The following is a 14,454-nucleotide window of genomic DNA, read 5'->3' as shown; positions in this document are numbered from 1 at the left end:
CAAAGTCACCCTTTTGTGCGCGATGGACAAGCCCCAGCCGGGGCATCGGTGCCGTCCCAAGGTAGCATGGACCCCGTGGGCTCAGCCAATGGGTCCTGGTGTGATCCCTGTCACTTTGGACCCCGTGCCTACAAGGCCCCCAGATGCGCCCTTTCAAGCTTGACCACTTTGGTGCCCAGCGGCTGCTTGCGACCCTCGCTTGGCTTTTTTTGGCCGCCTGCAGCGCGCCTGCGACACCGCAGAACACACCCCTGGCACCCCACAAAATCACCCCAGCCCAAGGGCTGGCGGCCACGCCCATGCGCTTTGATCTGCCCGGGGGCGACAGCCTGGCCGCTCGGGTCTGGGCCACGCCTGCCCCTGGGCACATTGTGCTGGGCGTGCACGGCTTCAACGACTACAGCAAGGCTTTCGAGCCATTGGCGCAGCACCTGGCGGGCGAACTCGGTGCCACGGTTTACGCCTATGACCAACGTGGCTTTGGGGCCAACCCTGAACCCGGCATCTGGCCAGGCTCACAGGCGCTTTTGGCCGATTTGCGCCACATTGCGAAGCAACTGCGCCAACGGCACCCGGGCTTACCACTCACGGTGATCGGCGAAAGCATGGGCGGCGCCTTGGTGTGGGTCGCGGCAGGTGAGTCGCCTGGCTTGGCTGCGGACCACCTTGTGCTCAAAGCGCCCGCCGTCTGGGGGGCTCAAAGCATGCCCTGGTACCAACGGCTCAGCCTTCAATTCATGAATGCCGTGGCGCCCGACATGACCTTCACAGGCCGGGGCGTGCAGTCGCTGGGCATCACCCCCACCAACGACATCGAAGTCTCTCGCGAGCTTGGGCGCGACCCGCTCTTCATCAAAGCCACCCGCGTCAGCAGCTTGGCCGGGGTGACCGCACTCATGGGGCGCGCTCAAAACCTGAACACCCTGCCACCACAGCGCAGCCTGGTGCTTTATGGTCTGCGCGACCGCATCATTCCTCCCCTGCCGGTCTGCGACTGGCTCACCCAACTGAACGCGGCAGGCGCCCCCGGCACAGCGCTGGACTTTGTGGTTTACCCCGAAGGCTGGCACCTGTTGACGCGCCAGCTGCAAACCCGCGAAGTCCTGCATGACCTGCACCAATGGTTGCAGCAAAGTCCGCTGGCCCGACGGCAAAGCCCGCAGCAGGCGCAGGAAGTGGTTTGTGCCAAACGGCTGTGACCACACCCGCTGCCGAGTGGCCATCCAAATTTTTTGCTGTCATGTCTTCCTGTGAGCTGGTGGCGCCCGGCTGTGCAGGACCGGCATGTTGGGCCTGGCTTGTCCCGTCTGAATTTGGCACCCAGACACAAAACACATATACTTCCACATATACTTTCCACGCTGGAGCTGAACCATGTCACAAATCACGCTGTATTTGGACGATGCCACCCAAGCCTTGGTCGATGAAGCCGCCAAAGCGAATGGGGTTTCCAAAAGCCGATGGGTGGCGGACATCATCCGCACTTATGCGGCGCACGATTGGCCGCAGGACTGCCTGGCGCTGGCGGGGCATTTTGCAGACTTCCCTCTGCAAGAAGACGCGCCCCAAAGCCTGCCCGCCGATGTGCCGCGCCAGATTTTTTGATGCCAGGCCATGTTGATCCTCGACAGCAACACCATCAGCTATTACTTCAGAGGTGACCCACAGGTGGTGCCTCGCATGCAAGCCGTGAGGCCGGGCACGCTCGGCGTTCCGGCCATTGTGGCGTACGAGTTGCGCTACGGACTGATGCGCTTACCCAAAGAAGCAGCCGAGCCTCGCTTGGTCGCCTTGGCCCAATTTCTTCGCCCTTTGCAAATGCTGCCCTTTGATGGTGAATGTGCTGTGCAGGCCGCCAAGATTCGCATCGCTTTGGAAGCAGCAGGCACGCCCATCGGTCCACACGACACCTTGATAGCGGCCACCGCCATGCGCCATCAAGCCGCGCTCATCACGCGCAACGTGCGCGAGTTTTCTCGGGTCCCGGGCCTGCAGTGCATCAACTGGCACGACCCGGCTTAGGCCAACCATCCCAGGCGTTCAAGCGTCCAAAAAACGCCCAGCACCACGATGGCCGAAGAGCCACCCGCCACCACCACCCAGCGGTAAAAGCGGGTGTGGCGCAGCCACCAAGCCACAGGCAAAAACGCCCCCACGATGGCCAGTTGCCCCAGCTCCACGCCCAGGTTGAAGCCGCCCAAGGCGGCCAGCAAAGCGCTGGCGGGCAGACCCAAATCCAGCAGCACGCTGGCAAAGCCAAAGCCGTGCACCAAACCGAAGACAAAGGCCAGGCGCCAGCGCTTGAGCGCACTGAAACCCAGCAAATTGTTCAGCGCGGCCAGCACCACCGAAATGGCAATGGCCGGCTCTACAAAATCCGCAGGTGGCGTGAGCCAATCTGTGATGGTCAAGCCCAGTGTGATGGAGTGCGCCACCGTGAAAGCCGTGACGACCGCCAGCACGTCCAGCACCACAGGCCGGGCCCGCGGGGCCGCTGGCCAATGCACCACCCTTTGGCGAGAAGGTAGCAAGGGGGCCAGCACCAACAAGCTCAGCAAGAAAACGATGTGGTCCATGCCAATCCAGATGTGCCAAACGCCCTCAAGGACGTAGCGACCGAACACCTTCAGTGGGCTGTTGTCGGCGCGGCTGATCTGGGCCTCGGGCCTTTCCGGGCTGAGCAAGGCGCTGAAGGTGTCATCGCCAAAATCGACTTTCAGCAAGCCGCGGTGCAAACTGTCTTGCGCAAAAATCAAGTCATAGCGCAGCGCCAATCGGGCATCTTTGGCGTCTGCCGCCGCAGACAGCCCCGGGCAGTTCACGGCCCACTGAGCACTCAGGTAGGTGCCATCGGCGTGCTCGCTGGCTTGCAGGTCTGCGGGCCCCAAGGCACATTTTTGGACCGCTGCGGTGAGCGAGATGCCTTGCGCCAGCCAATCGTTCAACTCGGGGCTTCGCGCCTGTGTCTCGCCCCAAGTGACTTGGCCATCGCGGTTGGCATCGAGGTCAAAAATCAGGTCCAGGTCTCGCATGTGGACATCGGCCCGCAGCGTCAACGCGGGGCCAGAGGTGCTGAGCGTGAGGTAGCTGTTGCTGCTGGCGTGCGCATGGGCCACAGGCGCACTGAACAGGTTGAGCCAAACCCATAGCCAGGTCGAAACCGCAGCCACCCACCAGCGCTGCGCCAAAGGCTTTTGAACAGAAGTCATCAGGGTCGCCCCCCTGTCCAGCTGGGGTGCGCCTTGAGCTTGGCCAGCAAAGGCGTCAATTGCGGATCGGTGTAGCCGGTTTTCTCTGCCCACTTGAGCACGGGCTCGGCGGCCCGGGCTTGGCCCAAGGCCAGCGCGGCCTGGACAAACAAGACCGCATCGGGCGGTTCTTTTTGCAGCTGCCAGTTGTCGATGGACAAAGCCAGACCCGCTTTCAGGTCGCGTCCATAGGCAATTTGGTAAATCAGTTGGGGCCGCTCGATCAAGGCCTCTTGCCGCAAGGCTTGCGACTGGAGCCGCGCTTCCAACTGGCTGGCCAAGCGGGCTTCGTCTGGGTCCTTCAGGCCGCGACTGGCCAACACCGCCTGCATCAAGAGCGCATCACTCATTGGGGCGGTGCTGCTGGGGGCGCCCTTGCCACTGGCGGCCATGGCGATGGTTTGGGCTTGGCGGTACTGGCCTTGCTGGTTGAGCAACTCGGCGAGCGACAAGCGGATCAGGTGCGACTGCGGGCTGGCTTGCAGGCGCTGCCCCCAAACGGCCAGAGCGCGGGCAGGCTGCCCGGCCACGCGCAACGCCTCGCCCCAATGGAAGCCCAGCCAGTCTTGCGAGCCGGCGTCTTGGTAGTTGGCCGAGCGAATGGCCACGCTCAGCATGTCCACCGCGGGCCATGGCTGGCCTGTGCGGTAAAGCCACACAGCGCGGTAGACCTGGGCTTCTTCTGGGCCCAACAAGCGGACCATTTCGTCAATGTCTTGTTGGGCCGCCGCCATGTCGGCCAAGAGCAGGTGCAAGGCAAACCGCCAAGACCAAAATTCGGCCCGTGCAGGCTCCAGCGCGATGGCTCGGTTGATGTCTTGCAAACCCGCCTGGAAATCGTGAAAGCCTTGCTTGACCAAGCCCCGCAAAAAATAAGCCTCCGCCGGCAAATCGTCAGCCGTCCACCAAGGCGTCAAAGCCGCCTTGGCCGAGCCGTACCAACGCAAATCACCCTCGCTCAGGCCCAGCGTGAAGACCGCCCGGGCATAAGCCAGTGCGGAGGGCATATGTTGAGGCTGGGCGCGCCAGGCTTTGTCCAAAGACCGAAAAACACTGGGCCGGCCACTGGCGGCGTGCACCGATGTGGACAAGACCACCGCAGACGCTGCGGGCTTCAAACGCTCTTGCGCTGAAACAGGTGACACGGCCACCAGCAAGCCCCAAAACGTGGCCAGGATCGCGCCTGAAAGCGGCGTGGAAACATCACAGCGGTGGCGATGGGTTTTGTCCATGGTTTTCATGTGCCTTTGATGCTTGATAGTATGCATCTGTGCGTTGGCTCACATCGGCGCACTTTTTTTGACCCTTTTATCAACCTCTCTCCTCCAAGGTGTTTTTATGAAATTCGTGATGACCGCTCTCGTTTCCGCTTTCATGTTGGTGTCCCTGCCCGCCTTCGCAGGTTCGCACGGCGGCGGCAAAATGGACGACAAAAAAGTCGACTGCTCCAAGAAAGAAAATGAAAAGAACCCCGCTTGCGTCAAGAAGTAAACTTCCTGACCTTTAGGCCAAACCCCTCTTGAGGGGTTTTTTTACGAGTGGAGCCTTATGCACTTTTACGAACCCCATCTGGGCCACGGCCTCAAGCACGACCCGTTCAATTCGATTGTGGGTCCTCGTCCCATTGGCTGGGTGTCCAGCCGCAGCGCGGACGGCGTCTTGAATCTCGCACCCTACAGTTTTTTCAGCGCCTTCAACTACGTGCCGCCTCTGATCGGGTTTTCGAGCATCGGACGCAAAGACTCGCTCAACAACATCGAGGCCACCGGCGAATTTGTCTGGAACCTGGTCACGCGGGAGCTGGCCGAAGTGATGAACCAGACCTGCGAGGCGGTGCCCCCTGAGGTGGACGAATTTGCGCTGGCGGGCTTGACGCCTGAGCCTTCGCGCATCGTGGGCGTGCCGCGTGTGGCGCAAAGCCCCGTGAGCTTTGAGTGCCGCTGTACACAAATCCTGCAAATGGAAAACCTGGAAGGCCAAAAGCTCCAAACTTGGATGGTTTTTGGCCAAGTGGTGGGCGTGCACATCGACAAGCGGCTGGTGCCTGAAGGCATTTACGACACCGCCCATGCCGGCCACATTTTGCGGGGCGGCGGCCCCGCTGATTACTTCACCATCGGCCCTGAGCAGTTGTTCAAGATGTACCGCCCCGAAAGCGGTGCCCGCGACCTGCCCAAATGAGCTGTCGGCCAAAAATCCCAACCCCCACAACAGGACACAGACATGAACGCAGCACTCACAGGACAAGTGGCATGGATCACCGGCGGGGGCAGCGGCATCGGGCTGGCCGGCGCGATGGCGCTGGCCCAAGCTGGGGCCCATGTGGTGATTTCGGGCCGCAACGCCGCCACCAATGACAGCGCTTTGGCGGCGCTGCAGGCCGTGGGCAGCGCCGAGGCCCTGCTGCTGGACGTGGCCGACAAGCATGCTGTCAAGGCGGCCGCGCAACATATTCTGGACCAACATGGGCGCATCGACATCTTGGTGACCAGTGCGGGCACCAATGCCACGCAACGCAACTTCGACGTGGTCACGCCCGAGGCTTGGGACGATGTGGTGGCCATCAACCTGTCTGGCCTGTTTTATTGCGTGCATGCGGTCCTGCCCGCCATGCGCCAGCAACAAGGCGGCTTGATCATCAACGTGTCCTCGTGGGCGGGGCTGTACGCGTCCAAGCTGACGGGCCCGGCCTACAACGCCACCAAACGCGCCGTGCTGGCCCTGACCGAATCCATCAACATGGAGGAGTGCACGAACGGCATCCGCGCCACTTCACTCTTGCCGGGCGAAGTGGCCACGCCCATTTTGGACAAGCGGCCCGTGCCGCCGTCTGCCGAGCAGCGCGAACGCATGGTGCAGGCCGAAGACATGGGCCAGGCCATCTTGTTTATCGCGCAGATGCCGGCTCGCACCTGCATCAACGAATTGGTCATCTCCCCCACCTTCAACCGCTTCTACACAGGCGGCCTGGAGGCGGCGCCCAAGCGCTGAGCCCCGCACGATGAGCCAACTTTTCAGTGACAGCGCCCGGCACCGCCGCATCGGCATCGCGCTGGTGACCGTGACCACTTTGATGTTTGCGGTGCTCGATGCCTCGGCCAAGTGGCTGGTGCTCTCGCTGCCCGTGATGCAGGTGGTGTGGATGCGCTTTCTCACCCATTCGCTGTTTTCCATTGCGGTGTTTGCCCCATCGGTCAAAGGCGATTTGCTGCGCTGGCGGCACCCGCGATTGCAGCTGCTGCGCGGCTTGATGCTGGCGTCCATGACCGCCTTGAACTTCTGGGCCTTGCAGTATTTGCAGCTGGCCGAAACCGGGGCCATGCAGTTTTCCGTCCCGATTTTGATTGCCCTCTTGTCGGCCTGGTGGCTGGGCGAGCGGCTGGACGTCAAGCGATGGGGGGCCATTGCGGTGGGCTTTGCGGGCGTGCTGGTCATCATCCGGCCGGGCAGCCAGGGCTTTCACCCGGCGATCCTGTTGTCAGCGCTCAATGCCATTTTGTACGCGCTCTTCAACATGATGACGCGCTACCTGGCCAGCAGCGAAAACCCGGCCACGACACAGCTGACCTCGGCGCTGGTGGCCACCTTGGTGCTGACGCCTGTGGCGCTGTGGCAGTGGCAACCACCGGCCACCTGGCTGGAGTGGTTGGTGATGGCGCTGGCCGGTTTGTGTGGAGGCATTGGCCACTACTTTGTGGCCGTGGCACACCGTTATGCCTCGGCGGCTGTGCTGGGGCCGTTTTTGTACCAGCAGATCCTGTACATGACCGTCTTCGGCTGGCTGGTCTTTGGCCAAGTGCCCGATCTGGCTGTGGTGCTGGGGGCCTTGGTGGTGGTGGGCAGCGGCTTGTATTTGTTGTGGCGCGAGTTTCAAGGTCAGGGCCCGTTGAGCCCCAGCGAGCACTGAACGCCCCGGATCAAGCCAAGCCAAGCCAAGCCAAGCCAAGCCAAGCCAGGTCGGGGCCACGCCGCCCGCAGTCAGATCGGTGACACAAAGCCAGCCGCCCTGCGCACAAGATGCGAGGCTCGCACAGCACCCATCTTGGGCTGGGTCCGTCATCACAGGAGTCTGGCATGTCTACCTCTCCCCGTTGGAAACACCGCCCCCCGGGCTCGAACTGGGGCGACTTTGGGCCTGACGACCAGTTCGGTCGCATGAACCTGTTGACGCCCGACAAAGTGCTGCAGGGCATGCAAGAAGTGCGCACGGGGCAAACCTTCAACCTGAGCCTGCCGCTGGATTTCCCGGGCGGCAACGTGCTCAACCCCCGGCGCCAACCGCCTGTGCTGCGCCCCACCCTGCGCGAGGGCAAAGCCAATATGAACTACCAACTGTGGTGCGACGAACCGGCCTGCACCGATGTGGTGTGTGACGACCTGGTGATCCTGCATTTGCAGTACAGCACCCAGTGGGACAGCCTGGCGCATGTGGGCTCGATGTTTGACGCCAACGGCGACGGCGTGCCCGAGCCGGTGTACTACAACGGCTTTCGCGCAGGCACCGATGTGGTGGGGCCCAGCAGTGGCTCGGGGGCTGGCATTTTTGGCTTTCCGGAGATCGCGCGCGAATCGACCTCATCGGCCAAGGCCTTGGGCATCGAGAAAATGTCCGAGCGCTGCGTGCAGGGCCGCGCGGTCATGATCGACTTGCATGCCCACCTGGGCCGCGAGCGGGTGCGGGTGGGCTACGACCTGCTGATGGACATCCTGAAGAAAGACCAGGTGGTGGTGGAACCCGGGGACATGGTGTGCCTGCACACGGGCTTTGCGCAGATGCTGCTGGAGATGAACAAACAACCCGACCCCCATGCGGTTGAAAACTCGTGCGCCGTGCTGGAGGGACGCGACGAGCGGCTGCTGCAGTGGATCACCGACTCAGGCCTGGTGGCGCTGATCGCCGACAACTACGCGGTGGAAGGCTTGCCCGCCACTCCCCGCCCTGGCCGCTGCGCGGCCCTTCCCTTGCATGAGCATTGCCTGTTCAAACTGGGCGTACACCTGGGAGAAATTTGGCACCTCACGCCTTTGGCCCAGTGGCTGCGCCAAAACGATCGGAGCCGTTTTTTGCTCACCGCCCCACCCTTGCGCTTGCCCGGGGCCATTGGCTCACCGGCCACGCCGATTGCCACGGTATAAAGCTTGGCCGCCTCTGGCTTTCTGGAGACCTCCCATGGTTCACTACTTTGACGAAGCCCGCGTGCAGCAACTGCTGAACGTGCCCGACTTGCTGCAGGGCGTGCGCGAAGCCTTGGTGGCGCTGACGCTGGGCGAGGTGGTGCAACCGCTGCGCATGGTCATGCCCATCGGCGAGGCATCGGCCGATGGCTTGCTGTTTTTGAAGCCCGCCCAGCTGGGCGACGCCCTGAGCACCAAGCTCATCACCTTGGTGCCCGCCAACGCACAAAAGGGCTTGCCCACGCTGCTGAGCACCATCGTGCTGATGGACCCGGCCACGGGCCAGACGCAGGCGGTCATGGAGGGCAACACCATCACCGCCATGCGCACGGCAGCGGCCTCTGCCGTGGCGGCCGACGCGCTGGTGCCACGCACCCCGCAGGTGGTGGCCATGTTGGGCAGTGGCGTGCTGGCCCGCAGCCACGCGCAAATGCTGCGGGCCGTGCGTGAGGTGTCCGAAATCCGCGTGTGGAGCCCCAACGCGGCCAACGCGCAGCAGTGCGCACAAGACATGGGCGGCGTGGCCTGCGCGAGCGCCGAAGCGGCCGTGCGCGGCGCCGACATCGTGTGCACCGTGACCAACGCCAGCGAACCGGTGCTGCACGGCGCGTGGCTCAAGCCCGGTGCTTTTGTGGCGGCGGTGGGTGCGCCCCGCCCCACTTGGCGCGAGCTGGACGATGCGGCCATGCAGCATTGGGTGGTGGCCGACCAGCGTGAAGCGGCCGAAAAAGAATCGGGCGACGTGATGCTCTCGGGTGCCAGGGTCGCCGCCGAAATAGGCGAAGTGTTGTGCGGCCGCGTGGCGCCCCCACCGGCAGGCACCACCATCATTTTCAAATCACTGGGCCAGGCGGTGGAAGACACCGTCGCGGCTCGGCTCGTGTACCGCGCGGCTTTGGCTCAAGGCGCTCGCCCATGAGCCCTGCCGATGTGGTGATCGTGGGCAGTGGCGTGATGGGCGCGGCCACGGCCTATTGGCTGACCCGCTTGCAACCGGGCCTGCGCGTCACGCTGGTCGAATCCGACACGCGCTACGAAAAAGCCTCCTCATCGCTCTCGGCCAGCTCCATCCGGCAGCAGTTCACCTGCCCCGTCAACATCCGCCTGAGCCAGTACGGCATCGCGTTTTTGCGCGAGGCCGAGCAGCATCTGGGTCTGCCCGACCACCCTGTGGCGCTGGGTTTGCAAGAGCCCGGCTATCTGTACCTGGCGCAACCCGAACAAACGACCGCACTGCGCACGGCGCACCAGATCCAAAAACATGCGGGCGCCGACGTCACCTTGCTGGACCCTGAAGCCCTGCGCCAGCGCTACCCCTGGCTGAACGTGGACGATGTGGCCTTGGGCAGCCTGGGCTTGAGCGGTGAGGGTTGGTTTGACGGCCCGGCCCTGCACCAGGCCTTCTTGAATAAAGCCATGGCGCAAGGCGTGCAACGACTGCACGACCGGGTGGTGGGTTTGGACCACAACGACACGCACATCAGTGCGGTGCGGCTGGCCAGTGGTGGCAGCCTGCCCTGCGGCCAAGTGGTCAATGCCGCGGGGCCTTGGGCCGGCGAAGTGGCGGCCATGGCTGGGGTGCCGTTGCCCATTGAAGCGGCGCGGCGCACGGTGTTTGTCTTGTCATGCCCCGAGCCGCTGCCGCAGTGCCCCTTGCTGATCGATCCGAGCGGCTGGTGGCTGCGGCCCGAAGGCCGGTTTTTCATCAGCGGCGCAGAGCCTTTGCACACAACGCCCGGCCTGCCGCTGGAGCCCGATTGGGCCGAATGGAACGACGAACAATGGGCTTGTCTGGCGCACCGCATCCCGGCATTGGCCGCCTTGCGGGTGGAGCGTGCCTGGGCGGGTTATTACGAGATGAACACCTTCGACCACAACGCCGTGATCGGCCCGCACCCGGGGCTGGGCAACCTGTATTTCATCAACGGGTTTTCGGGCCACGGCATGCAGCATGCAGCGGGCGCGGGTCTGGCGTTGGCCGAGTGGATGCTGCGGGGAAAGTCCACCACCATTGCCGTCGAAGAACTGGGCTTTGAACGCCTGTTGCACAAGCGCCCGCTGCGCGAGTTGGCGGTGATCGGCTGAGGCTAAAGGTCTTCTCGCGCTTCGATCTGCAAGCGCTGCACCACCGCCCCCCGGCTGCCGGCCACGGCACGGATGCGCAGGGCCGGACCGGCTTCGAGCACCAGGCGACAGTGGTAATCGAGCCCATCGGTTTGGCCCGGGCAGCTGCTGGCGATGCGGCGGTGCCACTGCCGCTTGCCGTCGATCTCCAGTGTCAGTGCGTGCCAAGCTTGTGAAGGGTCTTCGGGCACGCGCACCAGCAAGCTCACATCGATGTCAAATGTGCGAGGCCGCTTCAATGCGCCGGGAATGTTCAGCACGGCCACCGCATCGGCCGTCTCGGTCCGCCACAACTCGGGTTTTGCCTGTGCGGCCATGTTGCTCAGGCTTTGAGCAAGGTGCTGAGTTCGCCGCTGGCGATCAGGCGGCGCAGGTCATCGGCCCCACCGACCAGCGTGCCGCGCACAAAGACCATGGGAAAGGTGGGCCAGCCGGTCCACATCTTCAGGGCATTGCGCAAGCGCCATTGCGAGAAATAGCTGCCCAGTTCGATGTATGCGTGCGCCACGCCCGCAGCGTCCAGCGCTTTGCGGGCTTTGCCTACAAACGGGTTACCGGACAAGCCGACCACCACCACCGCATGCTGGACGGTGGCGTTTTGCACTTGTTGGATCACGGGCAAGTGGTGCTCGGCAATGCGTTGGCGGATGGCCGGATGGATGGCCGATTCGGCCAGAAGAGGTCGGGTCATGGAGGTCCTTGGAGCGCCGAAAAAATGGCTGGAAAAATGTGCCCGTTTTCAGGCTTGGAGGGCACGGGCCCCATCGTGCATGAGTTGCGCGATGTTGGCCGCCCCCAGCAACTGCATGGGGCTGTCGTTGGCCAAATCAATGGCGGCTTGGCTGAAGACGCCCAAACTCATGCAGGTGCACGAAAAAGCATCGCGGCTTTCACGCACCGCCAGCAGTTCACGCAAATGCTCGGCGCCCACCGTGGCCGCTTTCCAGCGCTTGGCACTGACCAGGGTGACGCGGCCATTTTTTTCAATTTGGAAATCGGCAGGGCCCTCGTTCAAACGGGAAACGACAAAACCCTGCTGTCGCAGAGCTTCTTCCACCAACACCGAAAAATCTCGCCAGCCCATGCCCCGTGCCTGCTCAAGCAACTCCTGGATACGGTTGGGGGAGATGGCGTTTCTTTGTCGCCAAGCCGCCATGACACCGATCACAAAAAAGGGAAAGGCGCCCAGCATGCCCGCTGTTTTGTAGGCCTCAGGCAGCAAAGCCCCAGCCACCAAGGCCACAGCCAACATCACCAAAAAGCTCACCCACCACGGGGCGCGTAACAAAGTCGCAAACAGCGACTTTTCGGACATTTTGAATTTCATGGGGATTCAGAAGTAGAAAAAACCAGCGCCGTGTCTCGAAAAGAAATTCTGCGTTTCGAAGCCAGTGGTCAGAGTTTAGTTGAGCCCAGCGCAGGCGCTGAACAATATCTGGCATGCCCCCATGCTAAAGTGAAAATCTCTGTTTCAGTCAGGACACCCGCCATGCCGCAGACCCACAACGACCACCACGACCACGACCACAACGGGCCCACAGCCCACGATCACCCGCCGACCGACTGGAAACACGATGGTGTGCGCGTGGTGCCAGGGGACCAGCTGGATGGCAATGTGCCCTCGACACCCGGCATGGACCGCAAGGCCGCCATCAATTTTGCGCGGGTGGGCGCCCAGAAACTTTGGGCAGGCACCGTGCACATCCACCCCAACGCCAAAACAGGCGCACACCACCACGGGCCCTTGGAGAGCGTCATCTATGTGGTCAAGGGCCGTGCCCGCATGCGCTGGGGCAATGCGCTGGAATTCACAGCTGAAGCCGGCCCAGGTGATTTCATTTATGTGCCGCCGTACGTGCCGCACCAGGAAATCAATGCCAGCGCAGACGAGACCTTGGAGTGCGTCTTGTGCCGAAGCGATGGCCAGGCCGTTGCCGTCAACATGGACATTGAGCCCGCAGAAAAACCAGAAACCGTGCTCTGGATCGACCCCACACACCCACAAGGGGGTGTTTGATGGCGGCACCCGGTTTCACGACCGGGTGTGCGTCACACAGCCATCAATCCACCGTCACGCCCGCGCTCTTGACCACTTGGCCCAAACGGATCGTTTCTTTTCGGATCAGCTCCCCAAACTGAGCGGAAGTACCGCCGATCACTGGGGTGCCAATGGCTTCCCACTTTTTCTTGAATTCTGAATCATTGAAGATCGCATTCAGGGTGGTGTTGAGTTTTTGCACGACGGCCGCAGGTGTCCCTGCACGCACGGCAATACCGTGCCAGCCGGTCAGCTCGTAACCGGGAACTCCGGCCTCGATCATGGTCGGCACATTCGGCAGCGAAGGGTGGCGCTTGGCCGATGTCACGGCCAACGGTTTGAGCTTACCGCCCTGAATATGGGGCAATGAGCTGCCCAGAATGTCAAACATCACCTGAACCTGCCCACCGATCAAGTCGTTGAGCGCAGGGCCTGCGCCGCGGTAAGGGATGTGCGAGATGTTGGTGTTCATCTGCGTGTTGAATATCTCACCGGCCAAGTGCTGAGGCGTGCCGTTTCCAGCAGAAGCAAACGAGAGTTTGCTGTCTGGCTTTTGTGCCAGAGCGATCAACTCCTTGACGTTGTTGACCGGCACGCTCGGGTGCACTTCCAGCACCAGCGGGAAAGCCGAAATCTGGATCACGGGGGTCAGATCGGTCATGGGCACAAACGGCATACTGCGAAAGAGTGTGGGGTTGACCGCCATAGGGCCGCTGGCAGCCAACAGCAAGGTGTAACCATCGGCGGGTGATTGCTTGGCCACTTCGGCACTTCCGAGATTGCCACCCGCACCGCCTTTGTTGTCCACGATCACCGTGACGCCCAAACGCGTGGTCAATTCGCTTTGCAGCATCCGGGCCATCAAGTCTGTGGGGCCACCTGGGGGGTAGGGCACGACAAAACGGATGCTTTTGCTGGGATAGTTGTCCTGTGCCAGCGCGGGCAAAGCCGTGGCTGCAAGCAAGGCGGTGGTCAATGTTGCAACGAAAGTGATGCGTCTCATGTTGTGTCTCCTGAGGAAATGGAAAGGATTAGGCGGCCCAAAAGGCTTCACGTGCCTGATGGGCCGTGTAGATGCTGCGTCCCAGCACGCTGGCCGAGTCGGCCACTTGGCGCACCAAGGCGGCGTTGTCCGGAGCGATCTGCCCGTTTTTGAGCAAGAGGTTATTTTCAAAGCCCACGCGCACATGTCCGCCTAAGGCAGCGGCCGTGGTGGCGCAAGCATGTTCACCTGCACCAAAGGCACACATGGACCATGGCTCTTTGCCTGTGTGAGCCATGACAAACGGCAACAGGTCTTTGGCCTCTGAAGTCTGGCCCACCGAATAACGGCCCAACACGAACAACAGCGACCAAGGCGCATCGGGAATCACACCTTGTGCCTGCAGGGCTTGCCAGCGCTGGAGATCGGCCACGTCGTACACGATGACCTGGGTCATCACGCGCTCTTTGGCCAGCCAGCCAAAAAATTGGGCGAGTCCTGCTTCACCGATTTCAGCTTGGTCGACCTCCCGCAGGCCGACGGAAACGGCTTCAGGTTTGAGCGCAGTCACCATCGCGATTTGTTCTGGCGCTTTGTAAACGCGGGCCGCTTCGCTGGTGACTTGGACGATCATTTCATCGCCCACCGCAGCCTTGACCGCCTGCTGCGCGTCGCGATAGCCCTGCACGTCAAGACTGTGGCGACCTTGTGCATCCCGTATGTGCATGTGGATCATGGCAGCGCCAGCATCGAGGCACAACTTGGCGGTTTCCCCCAATTCAGCCGTCGTGATGGGCAAGGCTGAGTGATCGGGCCGTTGCTTGTAGGCGCCGTTGGGCGCCACAGTGATCAAAATAGGGTGTGAAAAAACAGCCATGTCTATGCCT

18 protein-coding genes are annotated in these 14,454 nt (G+C 62.3%); 11 read left to right on the top strand and 7 right to left on the bottom strand.

The window, feature by feature from the left end:
• Positions 1 to 143 precede the first annotated feature (143 nt).
• The 3 genes from B9Z31_RS10835 (at position 144) to B9Z31_RS10825 (ending at position 2,022) form a co-directional block, all read left to right on the top strand.
• Positions 144 to 1,199 carry an alpha/beta fold hydrolase gene (locus tag B9Z31_RS10835; protein WP_100119582.1) on the top strand — a complete coding sequence of 352 codons (1,056 nt, stop codon included), beginning with the start codon at positions 144 to 146 and terminating at the stop codon, positions 1,197 to 1,199.
• Between the two features lie 175 nt (positions 1,200 to 1,374).
• On the top strand, positions 1,375 to 1,605 hold the full coding sequence (locus B9Z31_RS10830) for a CopG family transcriptional regulator (protein WP_100119581.1): 231 nt from the start codon (positions 1,375 to 1,377) through the stop codon (positions 1,603 to 1,605).
• A 9-nt stretch (positions 1,606 to 1,614) separates the two neighbouring features.
• On the top strand, positions 1,615 to 2,022 hold the full coding sequence (locus B9Z31_RS10825) for a type II toxin-antitoxin system VapC family toxin (protein ID WP_100119580.1): 408 nt from the start codon (positions 1,615 to 1,617) through the stop codon (positions 2,020 to 2,022).
• Here the strand turns inward: B9Z31_RS10825 and B9Z31_RS10820 are convergent.
• Positions 2,019 to 3,209, bottom strand: a complete 1,191-nt coding sequence (locus B9Z31_RS10820; protein WP_100119579.1) for a HupE/UreJ family protein — start codon at positions 3,207 to 3,209, stop codon at positions 2,019 to 2,021. The genes B9Z31_RS10825 and B9Z31_RS10820 overlap by 4 nt on opposite strands.
• Positions 3,209 to 4,480 (bottom strand): tetratricopeptide repeat protein, encoded by a 1,272-nt coding sequence (locus B9Z31_RS10815; RefSeq protein WP_143473844.1) that lies wholly within the window; start codon positions 4,478 to 4,480, stop codon positions 3,209 to 3,211. The genes B9Z31_RS10820 and B9Z31_RS10815 overlap by 1 nt, the downstream gene beginning before the upstream one ends.
• Positions 4,481 to 4,598: 118 nt before the next feature.
• Here B9Z31_RS10815 and B9Z31_RS15495 point away from each other — a divergent pair, with 118 nt between their 5' ends.
• From B9Z31_RS15495 to B9Z31_RS10785, 7 genes are all read left to right on the top strand, one after another.
• Positions 4,599 to 4,739: a hypothetical protein gene (locus tag B9Z31_RS15495; protein WP_158235680.1), complete on the top strand. Its 141-nt coding sequence runs from the start codon at positions 4,599 to 4,601 to the stop codon at positions 4,737 to 4,739.
• A 57-nt stretch (positions 4,740 to 4,796) separates the two neighbouring features.
• The gene (locus B9Z31_RS10810) at positions 4,797 to 5,429 is read left to right on the top strand and encodes a flavin reductase family protein (RefSeq protein ID WP_100119577.1); all 633 of its coding nucleotides are present in this window, start codon (positions 4,797 to 4,799) and stop codon (positions 5,427 to 5,429) included.
• Positions 5,430 to 5,471: 42 nt separating this feature from the next.
• On the top strand, positions 5,472 to 6,239 hold the full coding sequence (locus tag B9Z31_RS10805; RefSeq protein ID WP_100119576.1) for an SDR family oxidoreductase: 768 nt from the start codon (positions 5,472 to 5,474) through the stop codon (positions 6,237 to 6,239).
• Between the two features lie 10 nt (positions 6,240 to 6,249).
• Positions 6,250 to 7,155, top strand: a complete 906-nt coding sequence (locus B9Z31_RS10800; RefSeq protein ID WP_100119575.1) for a DMT family transporter — start codon at positions 6,250 to 6,252, stop codon at positions 7,153 to 7,155.
• Positions 7,156 to 7,322: 167 nt separating this feature from the next.
• Entirely contained in the window at positions 7,323 to 8,384 is a 1,062-nt protein-coding gene (locus B9Z31_RS10795) for a cyclase family protein (RefSeq protein ID WP_100119574.1), read from the top strand.
• A 34-nt stretch (positions 8,385 to 8,418) separates the two neighbouring features.
• Positions 8,419 to 9,342 carry an ornithine cyclodeaminase family protein gene (locus B9Z31_RS10790; RefSeq protein ID WP_100119573.1) on the top strand — a complete coding sequence of 308 codons (924 nt, stop codon included), beginning with the start codon at positions 8,419 to 8,421 and terminating at the stop codon, positions 9,340 to 9,342.
• A complete protein-coding gene (locus tag B9Z31_RS10785) occupies positions 9,339 to 10,508 on the top strand; it encodes an FAD-binding oxidoreductase (RefSeq protein WP_100119572.1) in 1,170 nt (389 codons plus the stop codon). Before B9Z31_RS10790 ends, B9Z31_RS10785 begins: the two co-directional genes overlap by 4 nt.
• Before the next feature lie 2 nt (positions 10,509 to 10,510).
• Here the strand turns inward: B9Z31_RS10785 and B9Z31_RS10780 are convergent, their stop codons facing one another.
• Genes B9Z31_RS10780 through B9Z31_RS10770 form a run of 3 tightly spaced genes read right to left on the bottom strand, consistent with a single transcriptional unit; the run spans position 10,511 to position 11,874 of the window.
• Positions 10,511 to 10,864 carry a hypothetical protein gene (locus tag B9Z31_RS10780; protein ID WP_100119571.1) on the bottom strand — a complete coding sequence of 118 codons (354 nt, stop codon included), beginning with the start codon at positions 10,862 to 10,864 and terminating at the stop codon, positions 10,511 to 10,513.
• A gap of 5 nt (positions 10,865 to 10,869) precedes the next feature.
• Complete coding sequence (locus B9Z31_RS10775) at positions 10,870 to 11,238, bottom strand: glutaredoxin domain-containing protein (RefSeq protein ID WP_100119570.1); 369 nt, start codon at positions 11,236 to 11,238, stop codon at positions 10,870 to 10,872.
• A gap of 48 nt (positions 11,239 to 11,286) precedes the next feature.
• Positions 11,287 to 11,874, bottom strand: coding sequence for a restriction endonuclease (locus tag B9Z31_RS10770; RefSeq protein ID WP_100119569.1), 588 nt, complete (start codon positions 11,872 to 11,874; stop codon positions 11,287 to 11,289).
• A gap of 162 nt (positions 11,875 to 12,036) precedes the next feature.
• Here B9Z31_RS10770 and B9Z31_RS10765 point away from each other — a divergent pair, with 162 nt between their 5' ends.
• On the top strand, positions 12,037 to 12,564 hold the full coding sequence (locus B9Z31_RS10765) for a cupin domain-containing protein (protein WP_100119568.1): 528 nt from the start codon (positions 12,037 to 12,039) through the stop codon (positions 12,562 to 12,564).
• Positions 12,565 to 12,607: 43 nt separating this feature from the next.
• Here the strand turns inward: B9Z31_RS10765 and B9Z31_RS10760 are convergent, their stop codons facing one another.
• Together B9Z31_RS10760 and B9Z31_RS10755 are read right to left on the bottom strand one after the other, a co-directional pair.
• On the bottom strand, positions 12,608 to 13,588 hold the full coding sequence (locus B9Z31_RS10760) for a tripartite tricarboxylate transporter substrate binding protein (protein ID WP_100119567.1): 981 nt from the start codon (positions 13,586 to 13,588) through the stop codon (positions 12,608 to 12,610).
• Between the two features lie 28 nt (positions 13,589 to 13,616).
• Positions 13,617 to 14,444, bottom strand: a complete 828-nt coding sequence (locus tag B9Z31_RS10755; RefSeq protein ID WP_100119566.1) for a 3-keto-5-aminohexanoate cleavage protein — start codon at positions 14,442 to 14,444, stop codon at positions 13,617 to 13,619.
• Between the last annotated feature and the right edge of the window lie 10 nt (positions 14,445 to 14,454).

Source organism: Limnohabitans sp. G3-2, from assembly GCF_002778275.1.
Lineage (GTDB): Bacteria > Pseudomonadota > Gammaproteobacteria > Burkholderiales > Burkholderiaceae_C > Limnohabitans_A.
Note: the sequence above shows the minus strand (reverse complement) of the source record. Positions and strands in the feature narration are given on the sequence as shown.

Coding starts and splice junctions, on each gene's coding strand:
- B9Z31_RS10780 (WP_100119571.1), bottom strand. CDS start 10,864: ATGGCCGCACAGGCAAAACCCGAGTTGTGGCGGACCGAGACGGCCGAT.
- B9Z31_RS10820 (WP_100119579.1), bottom strand. CDS start 3,209: ATGACTTCTGTTCAAAAGCCTTTGGCGCAGCGCTGGTGGGTGGCTGCG.
- B9Z31_RS10770 (WP_100119569.1), bottom strand. CDS start 11,874: ATGAAATTCAAAATGTCCGAAAAGTCGCTGTTTGCGACTTTGTTACGC.
- B9Z31_RS10805 (WP_100119576.1), top strand. CDS start 5,472: ATGAACGCAGCACTCACAGGACAAGTGGCATGGATCACCGGCGGGGGC.
- B9Z31_RS10800 (WP_100119575.1), top strand. CDS start 6,250: ATGAGCCAACTTTTCAGTGACAGCGCCCGGCACCGCCGCATCGGCATC.
- B9Z31_RS10785 (WP_100119572.1), top strand. CDS start 9,339: ATGAGCCCTGCCGATGTGGTGATCGTGGGCAGTGGCGTGATGGGCGCG.
- B9Z31_RS10825 (WP_100119580.1), top strand. CDS start 1,615: ATGTTGATCCTCGACAGCAACACCATCAGCTATTACTTCAGAGGTGAC.
- B9Z31_RS10765 (WP_100119568.1), top strand. CDS start 12,037: ATGCCGCAGACCCACAACGACCACCACGACCACGACCACAACGGGCCC.
- B9Z31_RS10815 (WP_143473844.1), bottom strand. CDS start 4,480: ATGGACAAAACCCATCGCCACCGCTGTGATGTTTCCACGCCGCTTTCA.
- B9Z31_RS10795 (WP_100119574.1), top strand. CDS start 7,323: ATGTCTACCTCTCCCCGTTGGAAACACCGCCCCCCGGGCTCGAACTGG.
- B9Z31_RS10755 (WP_100119566.1), bottom strand. CDS start 14,444: ATGGCTGTTTTTTCACACCCTATTTTGATCACTGTGGCGCCCAACGGC.
- B9Z31_RS10790 (WP_100119573.1), top strand. CDS start 8,419: ATGGTTCACTACTTTGACGAAGCCCGCGTGCAGCAACTGCTGAACGTG.
- B9Z31_RS10810 (WP_100119577.1), top strand. CDS start 4,797: ATGCACTTTTACGAACCCCATCTGGGCCACGGCCTCAAGCACGACCCG.
- B9Z31_RS10775 (WP_100119570.1), bottom strand. CDS start 11,238: ATGACCCGACCTCTTCTGGCCGAATCGGCCATCCATCCGGCCATCCGC.
- B9Z31_RS10760 (WP_100119567.1), bottom strand. CDS start 13,588: ATGAGACGCATCACTTTCGTTGCAACATTGACCACCGCCTTGCTTGCA.
- B9Z31_RS10830 (WP_100119581.1), top strand. CDS start 1,375: ATGTCACAAATCACGCTGTATTTGGACGATGCCACCCAAGCCTTGGTC.
- B9Z31_RS15495 (WP_158235680.1), top strand. CDS start 4,599: ATGACCGCTCTCGTTTCCGCTTTCATGTTGGTGTCCCTGCCCGCCTTC.
- B9Z31_RS10835 (WP_100119582.1), top strand. CDS start 144: ATGCGCCCTTTCAAGCTTGACCACTTTGGTGCCCAGCGGCTGCTTGCG.